We start from the raw sequence: 22175 nt of genomic DNA on the forward strand, positions 1-22175 counted from the left end.
GACGTCTTCGACACCACTCTCACGCCGCAGGCGCCCGCGTGCAGACGTACGTACGCTGAGACAGCCAAGCCCCGTACCCCCTGGGCTGCGGGTGCAGAGGGACGGCCCGCCACTGGTCGCAGAGACCAGGACGGGCACCTCGATCAGTACCCTCGCGCAGGAGGACCTCGTGACCACTCCACCCGCCCCTGCCGTCGAGCGTCGTCACCCGGTACCGGACGCCGTCCTCACCTGGGAGCCGAGCGAGCGCCGGGTGCGCGGGAAGAAGGGCACGACCGTCGTCGTCGACAGCCGCCGACCGGTCCTCGTGTGGGAACCCGGCCATGCCGTGCCGCTCTACGCCTTCCCTCGGGACGACGTCCGCACCGATCTCCTCCGCCCGGCGGCCGACCCCGACGTGGGTGCGCACTCCGGCTCCACGGTCTTCTACGACCTCGTCGTGGACGGCGTCGCGGAGCCCAACGCCGCATGGACCTTTCCGGGCGCCGAGCTCGCCGGACACATCGCCTTCGAGTGGTTCGGACGCGTCGGCGTGGGCCCTGATCACTGGTACGAGGAGGACGAAGAGATCTTTGTCCATCCCCGCGACCCGTACTCGCGCGTGGACGCGCTCCGCAGCTCTCGGCACGTGCAGATCGAGATCGACGGAACTCTGGTCGCGGACACCCGCCGCCCGGTGCTCCTCTTCGAGACACGCCTGCCTGTCCGCTACTACATCCCCCGCGAGGACGTCCGCCTCGATCTGTTCACCCCGACCGGGCTGCGTACGGGATGCCCGTACAAGGGGACGGCCGAATACTGGTCCCTGACCGACACGGACAGCGACGCACCGGCACATGTGGCATGGAGCTACCCCGACCCCATCCCGGCCGCGGGGGCGGTCAAGAACCTCATCGCGTTCTACAACGAAGCCGTCGACATCATCGTGGACGGCGAGCGGATGGAACGCCCGGCCACCGGCTTCACCCGGCGTCCGGGCCCATGAGAACGCGCCGCATCGGGCTCGTGCGAGCCCGGTGCGGCGTCGTCGCCCCGGAGCCGGTGCCCGCGCACGATTCGTACGCACCCTCCAACGGCAGCGGGCACGGGAATGGGATGCAAGGGATCACCGTCGGGCGTCCGCGCGATCCGCAGGAGCACTGCGGCGTGGTCAGGGCTGCGGCGGCCGGTCCTGCCCCTCCTCCGAACCGAACTGGTCCTTGAGCTTGTCCTGGGCCGTGTCGACCTGGCCGGTGTACTTGCCCTGCGTCTTGGTGTCGATGGCGTCACCCGCCTTGTCGATGCCCTTTCCCGCCTGGTCCTCGTGGCCCTTCAGCATGTGCTTGATCTTGTCCATCATGGACATGGGTGGTCCTCCTCAGCGAGTCGCCCCCACCTCTCCAGGGTCGCCACACGACGCCGCTCTCGCATCCGCGCGAGCGGTCCGCGGAACCGTCGGATCAGCAGATCCGCGGCAGCTGCTCCCCGATCGGCAGGTCGACCACACGTGTCCCGCCGAGCCCGGTGCGGGCCACGACCATGCCGGGATGCGCCTCCACGGCCTCGCCGATCACGGTCGCCTCCGCTCCCAGCGGATGCGCCCGCATCGCCTCCAGAACGGCTTCGGCGTGCTCGCGGGGGACGAACGCGACGAGTTTTCCCTCGTTGGCCACGTACATCGGGTCCAGGCCCAGGACGGCGCAGGCGTTGGCCACGGCCGGCGGGACCGGAACGTTGCGCTCCTGAATGACGACACCGGTGCCCGAGGCCACCGCGATCTCATTGAGTGCCGCGGCCAGTCCGCCACGTGTGGGATCGCGCAGGACATGGAGGTCGGGGGTGACCGCGAGCATGGTCTCGACGAGCCCGCCCAAGGCCGCGCAGTCGCTCTCGATCTCCACGCCGAACTCGAGGCCCTCGCGCACGCTCATGATCGCCACGCCGTGCACGCCGATCGCACCGCTGGTGATCACGACGTCGCCGGGGACCACTCGCTGGGGGCGCAGATCGACGCCGGCCGGGACGAGGCCGATCCCGGCGGTGTTGATGAAGATGCCGTCGCCGTGACCGGCGTCCACGACCTTGGTGTCGCCGGTCGCCACCTCGACGCCCGCCGTGCGCGCCGCTGCGCCCAGCGCGTTGGCCACGCGTGCGACGACCGAGACCTCGACGCCCTCCTCCAGGATGAAACCGCAGGAGAGGTAGGCGGCCCTGGCACCGCTCATGGCCAGGTCGTTGACCGTGCCGTTGACCGCGAGGTCACCGATGCTGCCGCCGGGGAAGAACAGCGGCCGCACGACGTACGAGTCCGTGGAGAAGGCCAGCCGGGCGCCGCCCAGCGACACCACGGCGGAGTCGGCCAGTTGCGCAAGCACGTCGCCCCCGTAGGCGGGCGCGAAGACGTGCTGGACCAGTTCGGCCGAGAGTGCGCCACCGCCGCCGTGGCCCATCACCACCCGCGGCTGGTCGCGCAGGGGTGCGGGGCAGGTCCATGCCGCGAGGTCGAGTACGGGCGCCTCGCCGGGGACGCCCGCGGTGGCGGTGACAGTGGTGTTCAGTGCTTCGGTGGTCTCAGGCAACGGGGCTCGTCTCCCTGGGGGCGGTCCTGATGTCCAGGCGCCGGTAGAGGTAGTACGCGGCGCAGGCGCCCTCGCTGGAGACCATGGTGGCCCCGAGCGGGTTGCGCGGGGTGCAGGTGGTGCCGAACGCCTCGCACTCGTGGGGCTTCAGCAGTCCTTGCAGGACTTCACCGCTGCGGCATTCGGCGGGCTCCTCGGTGGCGATGCCGGTGACGGAGAAGCGGTACTCGGCGTCGTAGTCCCGGTAGCGGGTGGAGAGCCGCCAGCCGCTGTCGGGGATGGTGCCGATGCCGCGCCAGGCGCGGTCGGTGACTTCGAAGACGTCCTCCAGCATGGTGAGCGCCGCGGGGTTCCCGTCCGGGTGCACGGCGCGGGGGTACGCGTTCTCCACGGTGTGCTCACCGCGCTCCAGCTGCAGGACGGTCCGCCGTACGCCTTCGAGGATGTCCAGCGGCTCGAAACCGGTGACCACAATGGGGACCTGGAACCGTTCGGCCAGCTCCGGGTACTCCCGCATGCCCATCACGCTGCACACGTGGCCGGCGGCGAGGAACCCCTGCACCCGGCAGCTCGGGGACTGCATGATCGCCTCGATGGCCGGGGGGACCCGCACATGGGACACCAGCAGGCTGAAGTTCGGAATGCCGAGCCTGCGCGCCTGATACACCGTCATGGCGTTGGGCGGTGCGGTGGTCTCGAATCCGATCCCGAAGAAGACCACCTCACGGTCGGGGTTGTGCTGGGCGACCTTCAGGGCGTCGAGGGGCGAGTACACGATCCGTACGTCGCCGCCCTCGCTGCGGACCCGGAACAGGTCACGGCCGGTTCCGGGGACCCGGAGCATGTCCCCGAACGAGCAGAAGATCACCTCGGGGCGGGAGGCGATCTCCAGTGCCTTGTCGATGACCTCCAGTGGCGTGACGCAAACGGGACAGCCCGGACCATGGATCAGTTCGACCTGGCCCGGCAGGAGTTGGTCGATGCCGTGCCGGATGATGGTGTGCGTCTGTCCGCCGCAGACCTCCATCAGCGCCCACGGACGGGTCACGATGGAATGGATGTCGTCGAGCAGCCGACGCGCCAGGTCCGGGTTCTGGAACTCTTCGATGTACTTCACTGCTGAACCTCCTGCGCCGCGTCGACGCCACCGGTCGGGGACGTTCCGCCGGCCTCTGCGGCCAGTTCCCACGGATCTCCGAACTCCTCCTGGAGCAGACCGAGTTCGGCGAAGAGGTCGAGCGTCTTCCGTGCCGACTCCTCGTCGAGTCGCTGCAGGGCGAACCCCACATGGACAATGGCGTATTCACCGACCTGGAGGTCCGGCAGATATTCCAGGCACACCTCCTTGACCACACCGCCGAAGTCGACGGTGGCCATCCGGGTACCGTCACGTTCCTCGATTTCCATCACTCTGCCGGGTACCGCCAGGCACATGGCTGCTCCTTGCTGTGGGGGCGTTGCCCGGCTCTGCCGGGCAGGACGTCAGTCGGCGGCGCCGGTGTGCGCCGCTCCGGTGCGGGCGGCCACCATGAGCTGGCCGAGCGCCAGTCCGCCGTCGTTCGGAGGGACTTCCCGGTGGCGCAGGACGGTGAAGTCGTTCTCGCTCAGCGTCCTGGCGCACAGGGAGGAGAGAAGGGTGTTGGCGAACACACCTCCGGTCAGGGCGACTTCGCGCAGGCCGTGCTGTTCGCGGGCCGCGGTGCACACGTGGAGCACGAGGTTCGCGACGGCCGCGTGGAAGCGTGCAGCGACAAGCGTCGACGCCGTACCGGCGCGCACGTCGTCGACGACGGCTGCGAGTACCGGCGACGGGTCCATGATCAACTGCTGGCCGTCTGCCGTGCCCGCCGGGCGCAGCGCGAAGCCGTAACCGGGTCCGGGGTCCGCGGCGGCGCCGACCGCGGCGGCCTCCAGTTCGACGGCGGCCTGGGCTTCGTACCCGGCCCGGTGGCAGACGCCCGCCAGCGAGGAGACGGCGTCGAACAGCCGGCCCATGCTGGAGGTGGGGACGCAGTTGAGGTTCCGCTCCAACTGCCGTAGCAGCACGCGTCGTTCGTCCGGCGGGCAGGCTTCCATGCAGGGCAGGTCGTCCGTCCGGCCGATGCCTGCCGCGTAGAGATGAGCGAGCGCCATCCGGTAGGGCCGGTGCACGGTGACGTCGCCGCCTGGCAGCGGAACGTACGCGAGGTGCGCGAAGCGGTGGTACGTCTCGTAGTCGGCCAGCATGATCTCGCCGCCCCACACCGCGCCGTCGTCCCCGTAACCGGTGCCGTCGAACGCGACGCCGATCACTCGGCGGCTGCCGTCCCTTCTGTGCTCGGCCATCGCGGCCGCGATATGCGCGTGGTGGTGCTGTACGCGGACGACCGGTCGGCCGTCGGCCCGGCGCAGGGCCCACTGGGCGGTGCGGTAGCGGGGATGCCGGTCGGTGGCCAGGATGCCGGGCCGCACTCCGGTGATGGTCTCGACGTGCTGTTCGGCGCGTTCGAAGGCGTGCTGGGTGGCGAGGTCGTCCATGTCGCCGACGTGGGCGGACAGCCAGGCCCTGTGGTCCTCGGCGAGGCAGAAGGTGTTCTTCAGGTCGCCGCCGGTGGCGAGGGTCGCGGGTACCGGGTGCGGCAGGGCGAGCGGCAGCGGGGCGTAGCCGCGTGAGCGCCGTACGATCAGCCGCTCCCCGTCGCAGACGCGCACGACGGAGTCGTCGCACGGCACATGGATCGGACGGTCGTGCGTGAGCCAGCCGTCGGCGAGGTGGGCCAGTCGCTCCAGCGCCTCGTCGTCGTCCGTGACGATCGGTTCACCGGCCACGTTGCCGCTGGTCATGACCAGAAGGCGCGGTCCCGGCGGGTCACCGGGCAGGCCCAGCAGGAGGTGGTGCAGCGGGGTGTACGGGAGCATGACCCCGAGGTCGGGGCTGCCCGGGGCGACCGCGTCGGACGGCCATGGGGTGCCGGGGCCCGGGCGGGCGTCGGTGCGGCGGCGCAGCAGGACGACGGGCCGGACAGCGCCGATGAGCAGGGCCCGCTCCTCGGCGCCCAGCTGCACGAGGTGCGCGATGTCGTCGATGCCTCGGGTCATCATGGCGAACGGCTTGTCGCCGCGGGCCTTTCGGCGGCGCAGCAGGGACACCGCGGCGGAGTTCTCGGCATCGCACGCGAGGTGGTAGCCGCCGAGTCCCTTGATCGCGAGGACAGCGCCGTCGGACAGCAGTCGGCGGGCCTCCGCGACCGGGTCGCATCCGGTTACGGGCTGTGCGGGCAGTGCTCGGTCCGGCTGTCCGACGAGCAGTCGCAGCCGGGGGCCGCAGTCGGGGCAGGCGACCGGCTGTGCGTGGAAGCGCCGGTCGGCGGGGTCGGCGTACTCGCGCGCGCAGTCGGCGCACATCGGGAAGCGGGCCATGGTCGTGTGTGCGCGGTCGTACGGCACTCCGGTGACGATGGTGAAGCGGGGCCCGCAGTGCGTACAGGTGATGAAGGGGTGGCGGTGGCGCCGGTCGGCCGGATCGGCCAGTTCGGTGAGGCAGTCGGCGCAGGTGGCCACGTCCGGGGAGACCAGTGTGCGGGCCGGTCCGCCGGTCCGGGAGTCCTCGATGCTGAAGCGGGATCCGCCTGCGGCGGGGACTTCCCTGTGGTCGACGGAGTCCACCAGGGCGAGCGGTGGGGCGTCCGCCGCGATCCGGTCGCAGAACAGGGCCACCGCGGCCGGGGCGCCCTCGACCTCGGCGACAACGCCTTCGGTGGTGTTGGTGACGTGTCCGGCAAGCCCGAGCCCGGTGGCGCGGGCGTACAGGTAGGGGCGGAAGCCCACCCCCTGCACGACGCCGCGGACCACGACCCGCCGCCGCTGCACGGCTCCGGCGACGACGGTCCCGGGCTGTGGGGTCGTCACGGGCGGTGCTGCGCCGCGGAGGCGGGTGCTGTCGTCACGACGAGCGGCTCGTCGGGGTGCGCGTGGGCGTGCGGACCGGTGTGCGGGTGATCGTGGGTTCCGACGTCCGGATGCGTGTGCGTGTGCACGCCCGTATGCGTGTGGCTGTGGGTGTGCTGGCCTCCGTGCGTGCGGTGGTCCTGGTCGGTGTGCGTGTGCTGGTGGGACGGGTGCTGCCGGGCCATCACCGGTGTGTGGACGGGGGCGCCTTCCCCGGCGGCCAGGGCCCGGTCGAGCAGCGTGCCCACCCCCTCACCGCGGCGGGCGGCGGTGAGCACCACGTCCACACCGGGGTTGACCTGCTGGACATGGGCACGGAATGCGGCCTCGTCGAATCCGACGGCCTGCGCAAGGTCGGTCTTGGTGACCACGACGAGCTGGGCCAGTCCGAACGCGGTGGGGTACTTCAGCGGCTTGTCCTCGCCTTCGGTCACGGAGGCGAGGACGACCCTGAGCGTTTCCCCGAGGTCGTACGAGGCGGGGCAGACCAGGTTGCCGACGTTCTCGACGAAGAGGATCCGGGTCCCGTCGGGCAGCCAGTCGTCGATGTGGCGGCCCAGCATCCCGGCCTCCAGATGGCAGAGTCCATCGGTCAGCACCTGTTTGACCGGGGCTCCGGACCGGGCCAGGCGGACCGCGTCGTTCTCGGTGGCGAGGTCGGCGGTGAGCGCGGCGACCGGCACTCCCCTCTCCCGGGCCCGGCCGAGTTCGCGTTCCAGCAGTTCGGTCTTGCCGCTGCCGGGACTGGAGAGCAGGTTGACGACGGTGGTGCCGCGCGCCGTGAGCCCGGCTCGCAGGCTGTGCGCCGTCGCGTCGTTCTTGGCGAGTACCGCCTGCTGCAGGTCGACTTCACGGCACATCGTTCAGCGCTCCTGAAAGATCGGTTCGCGGGCGTCTTCGTGATCGGGTCCGTCCTGCCAGTGCACGCTGACGATCTGCAGCTCTCGCCCGGACAGGAGTTCGGCGGTCGGCTCGCCGCAGGCCGGACAGCACAGCCGGGGCGGCATGCCGACCGCCCATTCGTCCGCGCAGGGCTCGCACCGCGCGCGGGCCGCCACGGGTTCGACGACGAGTTCGGCGCCTTCCAGAACGGTCCCGGCGCAGGCGAGTCCGAAGCAGAAGGACAGGGCGTCGGGAACGACTCCGGCCAGTTCGCCGACCTGGAGCCGGACGGACCCGACCGAGGCGGCTCCGCCTGCCTGAGCCGCCTCCTCCACCTGGTCGACGACGGCCATGGCGATCGACATCTCGTGCATTGCATCTCCGTCCTGCCGTGCGTCATTACAGCGGCGGGTGACTGGGGCCGGCAGACCGGCTCGCCGGTGCCCGTACGGCACATACACCATTCGGTGCAGCCAGGGGCCGGGACCGGGCGGCGGGCGCCGTCACATGCAGCGCATCCGCAGATAGCGCTTGACGTCGGGCAGGACCTGCGCGGCGAGGGCGACGAGAGCGGCGGCGGTCAGGCCGCAGATGAGGGTCTTCTTCATGGGGTGGGTTCCTTCTGCTCAGTTCATGGCGGGTCCGGCCGCCGTCCGCTGGGCGGCGGCCCCGTGGTCTTCTTCCTGTACGAGGTCCAGGACCATCCGTACGGCCTGTGGCACTGCTGCGGCCACCGGAGCGCTCAGCCCGATCCCTTCGTCGACGTTGTCGGGTTCGCAGCCGACGACGAGCGTGCGCTTCGGCGGTACGGCTCCGGTGCCCGCGCACAGGGTGCCGAGCAGTGCCAGGACTGCGTCGGGGGACATCCGGTGGCCGTCGAGCAGTGCGTTCTGCGGCTCGACGGCGCCGGGTTCGTCGACCTCGATCAGGTACAGGGTTCCGGGGGCGCCGCCGCGCTCGGTTGCGTCGATCAGGACGAGCGTGTCGTATCCGTCGAGGAGTTGGTAGGCGAGGTGGACGCCCCGTACGCCGATGTCGACCACCTCGAGATGGTCCGGGAGACGGTGCGAGGACAGTGCGCGCACCACCTCGACGCCGAAGCCGTCGTCGCCGAGGAAGATGTTTCCGATCCCGGCGACCAGGGTTGTCGGACGTTCCCGCGCGGGGGCGTTCACGCATCCTCCAGGGGGGCGATCTCGTCCGGCTGGAAGTACAGGAAGCGCCCCTGCTCACGGCGGATGTCCGCGCCCGGGTCGCCTTCGACCGTGACCGCGAGGTGCACTCCGCCGTCGACGTCGTGGAGCACTGCTTCGACCTGTGCGCTGCGGCCCTTGAGGAACAGGTCCTGGGCGTCGGTACGCCGCAGTCCCGGTCGTAGAAGGACGCGGCTGCCCACGCCCACGGACCGGCCGTCCACCAGGATGCGATCCCGGGCCGGGTCGGCGGTGTCGTCGCTCGCGGGGTCCCACCACGGGGTGTCGGGGCGGAGCACGCCGCGGGCGTCGATGAGGTCGGCGCCGTCCGGGAGGGGGTCCTGGGCGGCGGGCGGGGACGTGTCGGGTCCGGTGATCTCGCGCAGGGCCCGCACCGCGCCGTGCAGCCGCTCCAGGACCTCGGGGGGCATCGATTCGGCCAGGTCGACGACCGCGGCCGCCCGGGCGTCGGTGCCGCGGGCCTCGCGCTTCTCCTGGTCGGTCAGGGCCGCCGTGCGCAGGGCGAGGATCTCGTCGATCTCGGTGGCGTCGTACAGCGCTCCGGGGCTCTCGGGGGCGATGGCCGGATGGTCCTCCAGGATGATCGGGGACGACAGCATCAGGTCCGCGCGCCCGGGTTCCCCGGCGAGCACCGGCCAGGTGTGCAGGTTGCGGCAGGCCGCGACCGCGCCCTTCGCCCACTCGGGCGGGTCCGTCATCGACAGGAACGAGCCCCCGCTGAGACCCATCAGGAGGTGGGCGGCGACCAGCGACCGTGGGAGCGCGGCCTCCCGATCGGCCTCGGCGGAGTCGGGCGTCCAGGTGCTGGTGTTCTCCACCACGGCGGTGAGCCTCATGACCCGGTAGGGGCCGTCGAGTTCGCGGGCGGACAGCCGCACCACGCCGCTGATCTCCTCGCAGCGGCGGACCAGGCGGCCCACCGTCCGCCCGTCCGCGTCCAGGACGGGTTCGGTCTCCTCGCGGGCGGGCCTGGTGAAGGGGAGGTTGACACCTTCCCCGGCCAGTTCGGCGACGTCCACGACCACTTCGACGCGTTCCTCGGCGCCCTCGTCCCAGGGGACCAGCACCCGGTCGGCGAGGTCGAGTTCAGCCACGGTCGCGAACGTGCCGTCGTCGCAGGCCTGTTGCACGGTGCGCCGCTGGGCGTGCAGAAACCGTGCTTCGACGGCGAGCGTCGCACCGGGCTTCGGCTCCATCAGGCACTCGGTGTGCTGGAAGTCGTGCTCCTCGCGGTCGGCGCCCCAGCCGGGCGGCACGAGCACCCCGAACTGCCAACGGAGCCGGTTCTTGGCCGCGGAGGCCCGGTACGGGTAGAGCACATAGCCCTCGAAGAGGACGGTGTCGGCCACCTGCCGTGCGATGGCGAACCGGGTCTCCAGTGCGGGCGTGAGGAGGGATGAGGTCACGGCGCCGTCCTCTCGGTGACCCGGGGCAGTACGGCCCGGTGCACGGGGCGCTCGGGGGACTGCGGAGGTGGAGTACCTGCGGTTCCCGCCAGGTCGATCAGGGCCTGGACGGTCGCCTCCCAGGACGGCAGGGCCTGCCGCGAGCGGAAGGCGAGCAGGGCGTTCATGGTGTCGCGCGGCAGCCGGATCCAGCCGCAGCCCGGGAAGTGCTGCTCGATCATGTCCTTCCACACCGACACCGGCATCCGGAAGGGCGCCTCGCGGTCCCAGGGAATCGGCTCGACGTGGAAGCCGCTCTCCCCGATGAAGGCGGTGCCGGCGAAGAGCAGGAGGAGTGGTACCTCGCCGTCCTGGAGCGCGTCGAAGTACCGTGTCGCGGCGATGTCCAGGTCGTAGGTGCAGGGCACCACGAGGTCCACCTCGGTCTCCGTGGTGAAGGACGGGACCATGAGGGAGACCTGCGCGAACTGCAGGGGCTGGAGCGTGTTTCCCCAGCGTGAGCGGTCGCCGAAGAGGTCGTGCAGTCCGTCTGCCTCGCCCGGCTCGTAACCGCGCCGGGCCGGTTCGATACGGATCTGGCAGCGCAGCGCAAGGGCGTGCACCCGGGCTTCTCCGGACGTGGTGATGCGCAGCCGGAAGACCAGCGTGGGGCCCGCCGCATACGCGTCGGCGCGTACTCCGGTGCAGGTGAAGGCGAATTCCGTCACCGGGTCTGCCCCTTCTCCTGGGTCCGGGCGCGTCCCTCGACGTGCGTGAAGAACGCCTGGAGATCGGCCCTCGCCTCGGCGCCGCCGTCGAAGCCCTGCCACAGCAGGCGCATGCGTCCCACCAGCTCGTAACAGATGTCGATCGGTACGAGATAGCACTCGGCCCGGCCCTCCGTACGACGCATCAGCAGAGCCTCGACATCGGGTTCGAGGAGGGCGGCGAGGCGACTGGCGCCGAGCACGGTCTGCCAGGTCTCCGGGTCGAGTTCGCTCTCGGTGGCTCCGGCCGGGCTCGGGTAGAGCGCGACCAGCCGGTCCAGCGCCGCGTTGCGGAAGAAGAACGCGACGCCGACCGGGATCTGCAGAAGCTCCCACGCACCGTCGTCGAGACGGTGGTCCGCATCCGACAGATAGCGGTCCGGGACCGTTCTGAAGCGTCCGTGGGCTGCGCCGGGCCGCTCGAACAGCAGGGCGCACGGGGTGCACGCACAGGCCAGCGCACGCTTCTCGGTATCCACGAGATGCCGGTGACCGCCCTCGGTCACAGCCACGCCGCACAGCTCGCACCGTTCCTGCCGGGGTTCCGGCGGCGCGGCGAATCTGCGCAGGCCTCGGGCGCGGGCAACAGGCACCGGGCGAAACTCGGCCCCGGTCGGGGGGGCGCTCACGGTGCCGTCGCGGCAACGGTCGCCCCGGCACCGGCAGTTCCGGCCGGCGGGCGGGTGGCGATCTGGAGCAGGGGTGGCTCCCGGTCGATGGTCACCGACTCCATCACCACCTCGTCCACTTCCGGTACGAAGCAGGCCAGCGCGTCCTCGACGCTGCGCTGTGTCGCCGCGCCCGTGCTCGGGCAGCCGCAGCCACCGCCGTCACCGGCCTCGGCCGAGGAGCGCAGCCGCAGGATGCCGGTCTTCTCGTCGAAGCCGACGACCTCGACGGGGTCGCGTACGGAATCCAGGGCGCGCGTGATACGTGTGTCGATGTCCTCCGGGTGCAGATCGTGCAGGGCCAGCAGGCTCGACACGAGTTCGTCGTCGAGCAGCGCGGCGAGCGGTCCGTCGCCGGTTCCGCGGTCCGCGGGGGTGCCGAGGCGGCCGACGATCCGGGCCAGGCCTGCTCCGTAGAAATCCATCAGGACCCGCACCAACTCCTCTGCTGCGGCGCACACTTCCTGGTCGCCGGTGGCGCTCAGGCGGTCGAGCAGGTCCTCGACCCGCTGCCCGGCCTCCACGGCGTCGAGGGCCCTCGGGGGTGCGACGACTGTCGCTGCGGCGCTCATCCGGCCAGTCCGCTCAGCCCGGTGGGCACATGCATCTGCTGGACGGTCTTGCCGCCGCCCACGTACATGTGGACGCCGCACGGCAGACAGGGGTCGAAGCTGCGGACGGTCCGCATGATGTCGATACCCTTGAAGTTCTCCGGGGAGTTCTCCTCGAAGATCGGTGTGTTCTGCACCGCGTCCTCGTAGGGGCCGGGGGTACCGAAAGAGTCCCGCGTGCTGGCGTTCCACGGGGTGGGCGGGTAGGGGTGATAGTTGGCGATCTTGCCGTCCCTGATCACCATGTGATGGGAGAGCACGCCGCGTACGGCCTCCGTGAAGCCGACGCCGATGCTCTCGTCCGGCACGTCGAACTTCTCCCAGGTCTGGGTGCGCCCGGCGCGGACCTCCTCGAGCCCCTTCTCGGCGCAGTGCAGCGCGATCGCGGCGGCGTACGCCTGGAAGTAGGTGCGGGCGCGGTTGCGTTCCAGCGCGTTGCTCCACTTCGGGATCTTCCACTCGAAGGTGGTCTCGGGCTTGGTCATCGTGCGCGGCAGGTTGATGACGACGCTGTGGCCGGTCGCCTTCACATAGCCGACGTCGACGAGCCCGGACAACGCGGTGGACCAGAGGCGGGCGATGGGGCCGCCACCGGTGTCCAGTGCCAGGTGGTCCTTGCCGTCGAACCAGCGGGGCGACATCACCCAGCTGTACTTGTCGTCGAAGTTCCGCTTCTGCGGGGCGGGGATCGTGTGCTGGTTCCACGGGTGGCGGGGGTCCACCGGGTTGCCCAGCGGGTCATGGGTGACGAACTGTTCCTTGCCCTCCCAGTCGTCGTAGTACGAACTGCCGAGCAGGATCCGGATGCCGAGGTTGATCTCGGTGAGGTCGTTGGTGACCAGTTTGCCGTCCACGATCACACCGGGGGTGACGAACATCTTCCGTCCCCAGTCGGTCATGTTGGCGTACGTGAAGTCGCAGTGTTCGGGGTCGTTGAGCGCTCCCCAGCAGCCGAGCAGCACCCGCCGGCGGCCGACCTCCTCGTACCCGGGCAGCGCCTCGTAGAAGAAGTCGAACAGGTCGTCATGCAGGGGAACGACCCGCTTCATGAACTCCACGTACCGCATGAGGCGGCTGAGGTAGTCCGTGAAGAGCTGGACGGACGCGACCGTTCCGACGCCGCCCGGGTAGAGCGTGGAGGGGTGCACATGGCGCCCTTCCATCAGGCAGAACATCTCCCGCGTGTAGCGGCTCACTTGAAGAGCCTCGCGGTAGAACTCTCCCTCGATGGGGTTGAGGGAGCGCATGATGTCGGCGATCGTGCGGTAACCGTGCTCCCCGGCGTGCGGTGCCTCGGTGCGCTCGGCTAGCTCCAGGACTCCGGGGTTGGTCTCGCGGACCATCTTCTCGCAGTAGTCGACCCCGACCAGGTTCTCCTGGAAGATGTTGTGGTCGAACATGTACTCCGCCGACTCGCCCAGGTTGATGATCCATTCACCGAGGTTCGGCGGCTTCACCCCGTAGGCCATGTTCTGCGTGTACACGGAACATGTGGCGTGGTTGTCGCCGCAGATCCCGCAGATGCGGCTGGTGATGAAGTGGGCGTCCCGGGGATCCTTGCCCCGCATGAAGACGCTGTAGCCACGGAAGACCGACGAGGTGCTGTAGCACTCCGCGACCCGCTTCTGCTTGAAGTCGATCTTCGTGTGGATGCCGAGACTGCCTACGATCCGGGTGATCGGATCCCAGGCCATCTCGACGAGGCCACTGCCGTCGCCGGCCGCCTTCGTCGTGGGTGCCATTGTGTGTGCCATGACCCTTCTGGGGAGGGGGAGTTGATGGAGGAGGGAGCGGGCGGAAACGGGACGCTCACCGATCGCGGGGTGCGGGGCACCCGGCGGACGCCGCGCCGGTCACCGGGGCGATCGGTACCCGGTGGTCAGCTTGGAGCCCTTGTGGCGCCACTTCGGTTCCTTGTCCACGGTCTTCGCCGTGATCGACCGGAGCCTGCGGACCACCGCCCCGTACGCTCCGCTGGCGGCGCTGGAGACCTTGCCGCCGGGCGGTTCGTCCATGAACGGCATGAACTTGTCCGGGAATCCAGGCATGGTGCAGGCGATACAGATGCCGCCGACGTTCGGGCAGCCGCCGATGCCGTTCATCCAGCCGCGCTTGGGAACGTTGCACTTGACGACGGGGCCCCAGCAGCCGAGCTTGACCAGACACTTGGGCGAGTCGTACGTGGTGGCGAACTGCCCCTGCTCGTAGTAACCGGCCCGGTCGCACCCCTCGTGCACGGTGGCTCCGAAGAGCCAGGCCGGGCGCAGCTTGTCGTCCAGTGGAATCATCGGCGCGGATCCCACCGCCTGGTAGAGCAGGTAGGTGAGGGTCTCCGAGAAGTTGTCCGGCTGGATCGGGCAGCCGGGCACGCAGACGATCGGGATACCGGCCTTCGAGGTCCAGTCCCAGCCCAGGTAGTCGGGTACGCCCATGGCACCGGTCGGGTTGCCGGCCATCGCATGGATGCCGCCGTAGGTGGCACAGGTGCCGATGGCGACGACCGCCAGTGCCTTGGGCGCCAGGCGGTCGATCCATTCACTGGTGGTGATCGGCTGGCCGGTCTCGGGGTTGTCGCCGAAGCCGCACCAGTAACCCTCCTGTTTGATCGATTCGTTGGGGATGGACCCCTCGACGACCAGTACGAAGGGATCGATCTCGCCGCGTTCGCCCTTGAAGAACCACTCGATGAAGGTGTCCGCACCGCCCACCGGACCGCTGTCGAAGTCGATCAGGGGCCAGTGGACCTGGATCTTGGGCAGCCCGGGCAGCACACCGAGCACGATCTCCTCGATGCTGGGCTGCATCGCCGCGGTCAGCGACACCGAGTCGCCGTCACAGCTCAGCCCCGCATTGATCCAGAGGATGTGGATCGGGGACTCCTCGTCGCCGGCCGCACCGCCTGCCTGGGCGCCGACCGTGTTCGCTGTTGCTGCACCCATGGGGATGCCTCCTTGGAGAGCTCTGCGATGAATGCCCGCGTTTCGGCGTTCAGGTCCAGCTAACAGTCAGCCGGCCCGGGTGCTACGGCGAGCGCGGCCGTTGCGGTGACGTTGCGGCCCCGGCCGGCGGAAGGATCCGTCGTGCGCGTGCCGGGAATGCCGGTGCCGAGGTGGTGCGGAGTCCGGGCCGGGGGTTCCTTGCGCACGAAGGCGCGGCGCAGCGAGTGGTAGGGCGCATCCGGGTCGAAGAAGATGGACCGCATCGCGGCCAGTTCCTCCTGTCGGTGGACGGCCAGGGGCTTGACCGCCTCCTGGCGCTCCAGCGCCGTCTTCTTCCGGCCGATCCGTGCCTGTACGTCGGTCGACGAGGCCAGCCGGACGGCCAGCCGGAGGGCCTCGCCCGGGAAGTCCTGGGGCCGGCAGGCGACCGTCCGGTCCACCAGGCCGAGCCGTTCGGCGGCTTCGGCACCGAGCGGCAGCGCTTCATGGACGAGCCGTTCGGCGACCTCGGGGCCCACCCGGTGCGGCAGAGTGCGGGTCCAGTACTCCGAGCCGGACAGTCCCATCAGCCGGTAGTGCGGGTTCAGGACCGATCCCCTGCGGCACCAGACCTCGTCGGCGGCCAGGGCGAGCATTGCTCCTCCGGCGGCGGCGTTGCCGCCGACGGCAGCGATCACCAGCCGGTCGGTGGTGGTCAGCACCGCCTGCACCAGGTCGTTGATGGCGTTGATGTTGGCCCAGGACTCCTCGGCGGGGTCGGCCGCCGCCTCGATGACGTTCAGGTGGATGCCGTTGGAGAAGAAGTCCCGGCCGCCGCCCAGCACCAGGACCGAGGTGGGCCGGGAGCACGCCGTCCGGTAGGCGTCCAGGAGGCGCGTGCAGTGCGTGGTGCTCATGGCCCCGCCGGGGAACGAGAACGTGAGATGTCCGACGGCGCGGGTCTCCTCGTAGCGGATGTCGGTCCAGGTTCCGCGGCGCTCGCGTGCGTCCGGCGGAACCGGGTCCTCGGGCAGCGGAGGCAATCGGTCACCGAGCGCCAGGACGGCGGGGAGTTTGAACGGGGCGGGCTCTCCCGGCCGCCGCCTGGCGCGCAGCTCGGGGATCCATACGGCTCCGTCGGTGGTCGCCCGGCAGACCGCGCCGGCCCGCGTGGCGAGCAGCTCGCCGGGGCGGCCGCGCAGCCGGTCCTCGGGGTGCCCCCCGTGCAGGAACCACTCGCCGCCGAGCAGTTCGTCCAGTACACCGGGGGACGAGTCGGCTGCCCGCAGCTTGCGCAGCGCGGTCTCCGTGGAGTCGGACCGCCAGTCGATCCGCCGGAGTTGCTGGCGGAAGTACGGCCGGGTGCCGCCCGTGGCCCGTGTGCCGTCCTGGGGCCGGGGTCTGTACGTTCCCGAGGCGAACCGGTCGACGGCGAGCAGAACGGCCGTCAGCGCCGCGTCGGAGACCTCGTTGCGGTACAGGTCGCTCTTGCCGACCTGCGGTACGGAGAACCCGACCGACGCCCAGACGTCTCCGGCGTCCATCTCCTCGTCGGCCTGCAGAACCGTCACACCCCAGCGGGTGACGCCCTCGTGGATCGCCCAGTCGAGCGAGGACGGACCGCGGTCGCCCACGGGTCCCGGGTGGACGATGAGGCACGTGTGCGCCGACCACACGTCCCGCGGGATGGCCGTCCTGAGCATCGGAGCGACGATCAGTTCGGGTGCGAACCGTCGGACCGCGTCCCGCAGATGGTCGTCGGAGAGCGCGAGTTCGACCGCCACGCCGTGGCCGCGGTCCCGCAGCTCGGCGTGGACGCGCTGAGTGAGGCTGTTGAACGCACTCGCGACGAGCAGGATGTGCACGGCGGACTCCCAGCGGTTCTGCGGCTCCCGGCCGGAGCAGGTCAGGCCGGCTGCAAGCCTCGGACACGCGGAACGGGCGCCGTGGGCGCCGGGGCGGCGGAGTCACTCGAAAGGGAACGTCCTGCGGCCACTCGACGGCCGGTACACGGGCCATGGGAGCGACAGCGCATCGGGGCCGGCCCGCTCGGCCCGTCGGCTCAGGTCTCGTCGGCGCTCCTGCCCTGCCCCCTGGCCCGCTTCCCGATCACCGCGGCGGTCGCGGCGGCGCTGCCCGCGAAGGCGAGCGCGACCACCCACGGCTGGTTGAACACATGCCAGGTGACATGGTCGAGGGAGTAACGGCCGGGGCCGGTCAGTCCGATCGCTGCGGCGGTGAAACCGAGGAACGCCGGGTACTCGTATCCGCCGCCCTGCGCGAAGAAGCCCGCGGGCGCGTGCACGGCGACGGCGCCCGCCATGGTGCCCGCCGCCGCCGCGCCGGCGGCGGGGGTGGCGAGGCCGAGGGCCAGCAGGGCACCGCCGGCCACCTCGCCGAGTCCGGCGGCGACGGCGCTGTGCTTGGGCGGGTGGAAGCCCATGGCCTCCATGCCCGCGGTGGTTCCTTCGATGCCCCCGCCGCCGAACCAGCCGAACAGCTTCTGGGTGCCGTGCGCGGCCAGGACCGCGCCGGTACCGACGCGCAGGACAAGAAGGCCGAGGTCACGCCGGTTGACGCAGGTCATGGGGGGTCTCCATGGGTAGTGGGTGTGATCCGGGTTACGGATCCACTCTCCGCGCCGCGACGGGTGGGCGTACCCCGGTACTACTCCGTCCGGGGGATGGCGTCGGATGCTCGGCCCGGTGCGACGAACGCCATTATGCAACTTGTTGCACAATGGCGTTCCGGTGGTCTACAACTGGCGCAACGACACTGCGCGAGGAGCCGCCGGATGACCCCGTACCCGAATCTGCTGAGCCCGCTCGACCTCGGGTTCACCACCCTTCCCAATCGGGTGCTGATGGGGTCGATGCATGTCGGCCTGGAAGAGGCCGAGCGCGGCTTCGAGCGGATGGCGGCGTTCTACGCCGCCCGCGCCCGCGGCGGAGTCGGGCTCATGGTCACCGGGGGCATCGCGCCGAACGACCGAGCCCGCCCCTATCCCGGCGGCGCCAAGCTGACCACCGATGCCGAGGCCGAGCAGCACGCCCAGGTCACCGCCGCCGTGCATGCGGCGGGCGGCCGGATCGCGATGCAGATCCTCCACTTCGGCCGGTACGCGCACCATCCGGATCTGGTGGCGCCGAGCGCGATCCAGGCCCCGATCAGCCCCTTCACCCCGCATGCCCTGACGGACGACGAGGTCGAGGAGACCGTCGAGGACTTCGTGCGGACCGCCGAGCTGGCACGGCAGGCAGGCTACGACGGTGTCGAGATCATGGGCTCCGAGGGCTATCTGATCAATGAGTTCATCACCGCCGGGACCAACCACCGCACCGACCGCTGGGGCGGCTCGTACGAGAACCGCATCCGGTTCCCCGTGGAGATCGTGCGCCGGGTCCGCGAGCGGGTCGGCAGCGACTTCATCCTGATCTACCGGCTCTCGATGCTGGACCTGGTGCCCGGCGGCTCCTCGCTGGAGGAGGTCCTGCAGCTCGCCCGGGAGATCGAGGCGGCCGGGGCCACGATCATCAACACCGGAATCGGCTGGCACGAGGCCCGCATCCCCACCATCGCGACGTCCGTGCCGCGCGGTGCGTACACCTGGGTCACCGAGAAGGTGCGCGGGGCCGTCTCCGTACCGCTGGTGACCAGCAACCGGATCAACACCCCCGAGGTCGCCGAGGAGATCCTCGCCTCGGGGCGGGCGGACATGGTGTCCATGGCCCGGCCGTTCCTCGCCGACCCGGACTTCGTCGCCAAGGCGAGCGCGGGGCGTGCCAACGCGATCAACACCTGCATCGGCTGCAACCAGGCGTGCCTGGACCACACGTTCAGCGGAAAGGTCACCTCCTGCCTGGTCAATCCGCGCGCCTGCCACGAGACCGAACTCACGTTGTCGCCGACCCGGACCCGTAAGCGCGTCGCGGTCGTCGGCGCGGGTCCCGCCGGGCTCGCGTGCGCCGTATCGGCGTCCGAGCGCGGGCACGAGGTGACTCTGTTCGACGCGGCCGACGAGATCGGCGGCCAGCTGAATGTGGCTCGCCGGATCCCCGGCAAGGAGGAGTTCGACGAGACGCTGCGCTACTTCCGCACCCGGCTCGCGGAGCAGCAGGTCGAGCTCCGGCTCGGTACGAAGGCGACGCCGGACGCGCTCGACGGCTTCGACGAGATCGTCCTCGCCACCGGCGTCACACCCCGCTCCCCCGCCATCCCGGGCCTGGACCACCCCAGCGTGGTCAGCTACCTCGACGTCCTGCGCGACGGGGCGCGGGTCGGACAGCGGGTCGCGATCATCGGTGCGGGCGGGATCGGCTTCGACGTCGCCGAATTCCTGACGGACGGCGGCGATGCGGCGAGCCTCGACCCGGAGGTGTTCTTCCGGCACTGGGGGGTCGACACCGCGTACCGGGAGCGTGGTGGCCTGCGCCTCCCCGAGCGCCCGAAGCCGCCGCGCACCGTACATCTCCTGCAGCGCAAGACGAGCAAGGTGGGCGCCGGGCTGGGCAGAACGACCGGCTGGATCCACCGTACGGAGCTGCGGCACCGAGGCGTCACGATGATCGCGGGCGCCACATACGACCGCATCGACGACGACGGTCTGCACCTGACGGTCGACGGCGAGCAGCATCTCCTGCCGGTGGACACGGTGGTGCTCTGCGCCGGTCAGGAGCCACGGCGCGAACTGCACGAGGAGCTGGTTGCCGCGGGCCGTACGCCGCATCTGATCGGCGGCGCCGACGTGGCCGCCGAACTGGATGCCAAGCGGGCCATCCGCCAAGGGACGGAGCTCGCGGCAGCCCTGTGACGCCCGGGCCGTCCCTAGGATGCTCTCCATGTCACTCCCGCACGCGATCCTCACCGCCCTGCTCGAAAAGCCGTCGTCGGGGCTGGAGCTGACCCGCAGGTTCGACCGGTCGATCGGCTACTTCTGGTCGTCCACGCACCAGCAGATCTATCGCGAGCTGGGAAAGCTGGAGCAGGCCGGGCAGATCCGGGCCCTGCCGTCGGCACAGCCGGCCCGTGGGCAGAAGAAGGAGTACGAGGTCCTGCCCGCCGGCCGCGCGGCACTGTCCGCGTGGGTGGCGCTCCGGGAGGACCCGAAGCAGATCCGCGATCCGCTGCTGCTGCGGATGCGCGCGGCAGCGGTGGTCGGCGCACCGGGCCTGGACGCGGAACTACGCCGCCACCTGGAGCTGCACCGGAAGCAGCTGGCCGAGTATCTGGCGATCGAGGAGCGGGACTTCCCGCCGGAGCGGAACGCGGAGGAGGACCGGCTGCGGCATCTCGTACTCCGCGGCGGCATCGATCTGGAGAACTTCTGGATCGGCTGGCTGACACGGGCTCTGGACGGGATCCCGGCCACCGGGTCGGGCCCGTCGGCGGGGTAGGGGGATCCCCCGTTCCTTTGGGCTCACGGCCCGCCGACCGGCGCCCTGCCGAGTTCCGGACGCAGCGTCAGCTGTTCCGTCGTCCGGGCACTGCCGATCACAACCCGCGACGGCACACTCGGTGCAGGCTCCGCCTCGATCCTGGCCCGGTACGCCGACGGCGTCGTCCCGTCCTGCGCCCGGCTGAGCAGTATGACTCCCCGCACCGCCGCCGCCGACCCCAGCAACGCCGGGACCAGCGCGATCGTCCCGCCCTGGAGGCGTTCGCCGAGCAGCGCCAGACCTATCGTCGCGGCGGCAACGGGATTGGCGAGGGTCACGACCGCGAGCGGCGCGCCGAGACCACCCTGGTAGGCGGTCTGCGAGAGCAGCAGGCCCCCCATCGCGAAGGCCGAGACGAGCAGCGCCACCGTCACCAGGCGCCAGCTGAACAGCGGGCCCGTGTGGTCCGTGACCGCCACCGTCAGTGTCTGGGTGAGCGCCGAGGCGACGCCCGACGTGATGCCGGACGCCGCAGCATGCCTCAGTCCGGGGCGGGCCCCCGGCCGGCTGAGTCCGGCGACGACCGCCATGGTCGCCGCACCGACCGCGAGCGCCTCGACCAGGCTCAGCGTCTCGTGCGGTGCGGAGCCGCCCGCCGTCAGCAGCAGGGCGCCCAGGCCGAGCAGGGTGAGGATCGTGCCGCGCCATTCGGTCCCCGTCACCCGACGCCCGGCGGCGCGCGCACCCAGCAGCACGGCGGCGACCAGCGTCAGCGCGCCGAGCGGTTGGACGAGGGTGAGCGGCCCGTACTTCAGCGCCGCGACATGCAGCAGCGCGCCACCGGCATTGAGTCCGACCGCCGACCACCACGCCCCGCGCCCGAGCATCCGGAGCACCCCGGTGCCCGGCTCGGTGCGTCCGGCGAGCCGGGCCTGAGCCACCGCCGCCGAGGCGTACGCGGCGGCGGAGACCAGGGAGAGGACGACGGCGATCAGCGTGGCGTTCATGGCCGGCTCCCGGACGACGAGGCGTACGCCCGGGAGGCGGCCGGGTCGGGAACACGGGACATCGGCAGCGCGGCACGGGCGAGTTCGGGCTCGCCCCCTGCGCCGGAGGGCCACGGCAGATGCCCTCGGACCGGCTCCGTCCGCTGGAGCCGCAGCGTCGCGAGAGCGACGGCCAGCAGCGCGCTGACGACGATCGAGTCGAGCCAGTAGTGGTTGGCGGTGCCGACTATGACCAGCAGGGTGACGAGCGGGTGCAGCAGCCACAGCCACCGCCACCGCGAGCGCGTCGCGACGATCATTCCGACGGCGACCATCAGCGCCCAGCCGAAGTGCAGCGAGGGCATCGCCGCGAACTGGTTCGCCATCGAGTCGGTCGCCGGAGTGTCTCCGTACACCGTCGGCCCGTACACCTGGCCGGTGTCGACGAGTCCGGCGGCGGCCAGCATCCGCGGCGGGGCGAGCGGGAACAGCAGGTGGAGCGCGAGCGCGGCACCGGTGAGCACGGCGAGGATCCGACGCGACCAGACGTAATGGCGCGGGCGGCGCCAGTACAGCCAGGCCAGGAAGAGCAGCGTGGCCGGGAAGTGCACGGTCGCGTAGTAGGTGTTCGCGAGGCGGATCAGCGTCTCGCTGTGCAACAGCGCGCCCTGCACGGCGCCCTCACCCGGCAGGTGCACCGCGCGTTCGAAGTCCCAGACGTGTCCGGCGTTGCGGTACGCCTCCTCGACGTGACCGTTCGCGGCCTGCCGCCCGAACTTGTAGATCGCGAAGAGCCCTACGACGAGAAGGAGCTCGCGGACGAGGGGCGGTCGGGCAGAAGTGTCCGGCTCCCGATCTGCGGGCTCGCTACGGGCGTACATCAC

The 22175-nt window shown here is 70.8% G+C and carries 22 protein-coding genes; 3 read left to right on the plus strand and 19 right to left on the minus strand.

What is annotated here, in order from left to right:
- Positions 1 to 169: 169 nt before the first annotated feature.
- The gene (locus OG395_RS11860) at positions 170 to 985 is read left to right on the plus strand and encodes a DUF427 domain-containing protein (RefSeq protein ID WP_327242866.1); all 816 of its coding nucleotides are present in this window, start codon (positions 170 to 172) and stop codon (positions 983 to 985) included.
- 165 nt (positions 986 to 1150) lie between these two features.
- Here the strand turns inward: OG395_RS11860 and OG395_RS11865 are convergent, their stop codons facing one another.
- The 17 genes from OG395_RS11865 to OG395_RS11940 all read right to left on the minus strand — a co-directional run bounded on the left by OG395_RS11865 (position 1151) and on the right by OG395_RS11940 (position 17517).
- Entirely contained in the window at positions 1151 to 1345 is a 195-nt protein-coding gene (locus OG395_RS11865) for an antitoxin (protein ID WP_327242867.1), read from the minus strand.
- A gap of 94 nt (positions 1346 to 1439) precedes the next feature.
- Entirely contained in the window at positions 1440 to 2537 is a 1098-nt protein-coding gene (gene hypE / locus OG395_RS11870) for a hydrogenase expression/formation protein HypE (protein WP_327249316.1), read from the minus strand.
- 13 nt (positions 2538 to 2550) lie between these two features.
- Positions 2551 to 3675: a hydrogenase formation protein HypD gene (hypD, locus tag OG395_RS11875; RefSeq protein ID WP_327242868.1), complete on the minus strand. Its 1125-nt coding sequence runs from the start codon at positions 3673 to 3675 to the stop codon at positions 2551 to 2553.
- Positions 3672 to 3992 (minus strand): HypC/HybG/HupF family hydrogenase formation chaperone, encoded by a 321-nt coding sequence (locus tag OG395_RS11880; protein ID WP_327242869.1) that lies wholly within the window; start codon positions 3990 to 3992, stop codon positions 3672 to 3674. The genes hypD and OG395_RS11880 overlap by 4 nt, the downstream gene beginning before the upstream one ends.
- Before the next feature lie 48 nt (positions 3993 to 4040).
- A complete protein-coding gene (gene hypF, locus OG395_RS11885) occupies positions 4041 to 6446 on the minus strand; it encodes a carbamoyltransferase HypF (RefSeq protein ID WP_327242870.1) in 2406 nt (801 codons plus the stop codon).
- On the minus strand, positions 6443 to 7345 hold the full coding sequence (gene hypB, locus OG395_RS11890) for a hydrogenase nickel incorporation protein HypB (RefSeq protein ID WP_327242871.1): 903 nt from the start codon (positions 7343 to 7345) through the stop codon (positions 6443 to 6445). Before hypB ends, hypF begins: the two co-directional genes overlap by 4 nt.
- Positions 7346 to 7348: 3 nt before the next feature.
- On the minus strand, positions 7349 to 7741 hold the full coding sequence (hypA, locus tag OG395_RS11895; RefSeq protein WP_327242872.1) for a hydrogenase maturation nickel metallochaperone HypA: 393 nt from the start codon (positions 7739 to 7741) through the stop codon (positions 7349 to 7351).
- 129 nt (positions 7742 to 7870) lie between these two features.
- Positions 7871 to 7975: a DUF6893 family small protein gene (locus tag OG395_RS58275; protein ID WP_376336220.1), complete on the minus strand. Its 105-nt coding sequence runs from the start codon at positions 7973 to 7975 to the stop codon at positions 7871 to 7873.
- Positions 7976 to 7993: 18 nt separating this feature from the next.
- Positions 7994 to 8542, minus strand: a complete 549-nt coding sequence (locus OG395_RS11900; RefSeq protein ID WP_327242873.1) for a hydrogenase maturation protease — start codon at positions 8540 to 8542, stop codon at positions 7994 to 7996.
- Entirely contained in the window at positions 8539 to 9987 is a 1449-nt protein-coding gene (locus tag OG395_RS11905; RefSeq protein ID WP_327242874.1) for a hypothetical protein, read from the minus strand. The genes OG395_RS11900 and OG395_RS11905 overlap by 4 nt, the downstream gene beginning before the upstream one ends.
- A complete protein-coding gene (locus tag OG395_RS11910; RefSeq protein WP_327242875.1) occupies positions 9984 to 10694 on the minus strand; it encodes a DUF6084 family protein in 711 nt (236 codons plus the stop codon). The genes OG395_RS11905 and OG395_RS11910 overlap by 4 nt, the downstream gene beginning before the upstream one ends.
- The gene (locus tag OG395_RS11915; protein ID WP_442818544.1) at positions 10691 to 11362 is read right to left on the minus strand and encodes a DUF5947 family protein; all 672 of its coding nucleotides are present in this window, start codon (positions 11360 to 11362) and stop codon (positions 10691 to 10693) included. Before OG395_RS11915 ends, OG395_RS11910 begins: the two co-directional genes overlap by 4 nt.
- Positions 11359 to 11973, minus strand: a complete 615-nt coding sequence (locus OG395_RS11920; RefSeq protein ID WP_327242877.1) for a hypothetical protein — start codon at positions 11971 to 11973, stop codon at positions 11359 to 11361. The genes OG395_RS11915 and OG395_RS11920 overlap by 4 nt, the downstream gene beginning before the upstream one ends.
- Positions 11970 to 13754 carry a nickel-dependent hydrogenase large subunit gene (locus OG395_RS11925; RefSeq protein ID WP_327242878.1) on the minus strand — a complete coding sequence of 595 codons (1785 nt, stop codon included), beginning with the start codon at positions 13752 to 13754 and terminating at the stop codon, positions 11970 to 11972. Before OG395_RS11925 ends, OG395_RS11920 begins: the two co-directional genes overlap by 4 nt.
- Positions 13755 to 13865: 111 nt before the next feature.
- Entirely contained in the window at positions 13866 to 14951 is a 1086-nt protein-coding gene (locus OG395_RS11930) for a hydrogenase expression protein HypE (protein WP_327242879.1), read from the minus strand.
- A 59-nt stretch (positions 14952 to 15010) separates the two neighbouring features.
- Positions 15011 to 16795 (minus strand): enoyl-CoA hydratase-related protein, encoded by a 1785-nt coding sequence (locus OG395_RS11935; RefSeq protein WP_327242880.1) that lies wholly within the window; start codon positions 16793 to 16795, stop codon positions 15011 to 15013.
- A 197-nt stretch (positions 16796 to 16992) separates the two neighbouring features.
- Positions 16993 to 17517 carry a DoxX family protein gene (locus tag OG395_RS11940; protein ID WP_327242881.1) on the minus strand — a complete coding sequence of 175 codons (525 nt, stop codon included), beginning with the start codon at positions 17515 to 17517 and terminating at the stop codon, positions 16993 to 16995.
- Between the two features lie 207 nt (positions 17518 to 17724).
- Here OG395_RS11940 and OG395_RS11945 point away from each other — a divergent pair, with 207 nt between their 5' ends.
- A complete protein-coding gene (locus OG395_RS11945) occupies positions 17725 to 19740 on the plus strand; it encodes an NADPH-dependent 2,4-dienoyl-CoA reductase (RefSeq protein WP_327242882.1) in 2016 nt (671 codons plus the stop codon).
- Positions 19741 to 19768: 28 nt separating this feature from the next.
- A complete protein-coding gene (locus tag OG395_RS11950; protein ID WP_327242883.1) occupies positions 19769 to 20323 on the plus strand; it encodes a PadR family transcriptional regulator in 555 nt (184 codons plus the stop codon).
- Between the two features lie 23 nt (positions 20324 to 20346).
- On the opposite strand, the gene OG395_RS11955 is transcribed toward OG395_RS11950, so the two are convergent.
- Complete coding sequence (locus OG395_RS11955) at positions 20347 to 21312, minus strand: hypothetical protein (RefSeq protein WP_327242884.1); 966 nt, start codon at positions 21310 to 21312, stop codon at positions 20347 to 20349.
- Positions 21309 to 22172, minus strand: coding sequence for a phosphatase PAP2 family protein (locus tag OG395_RS11960; RefSeq protein WP_442818545.1), 864 nt, complete (start codon positions 22170 to 22172; stop codon positions 21309 to 21311). The genes OG395_RS11955 and OG395_RS11960 overlap by 4 nt, the downstream gene beginning before the upstream one ends.
- Between the last annotated feature and the right edge of the window lie 3 nt (positions 22173 to 22175).

The sequence above is a fragment of the Streptomyces sp. NBC_01320 genome, from assembly GCF_035974375.1.
Classification (GTDB): domain Bacteria; phylum Actinomycetota; class Actinomycetes; order Streptomycetales; family Streptomycetaceae; genus Streptomyces; species Streptomyces yanii.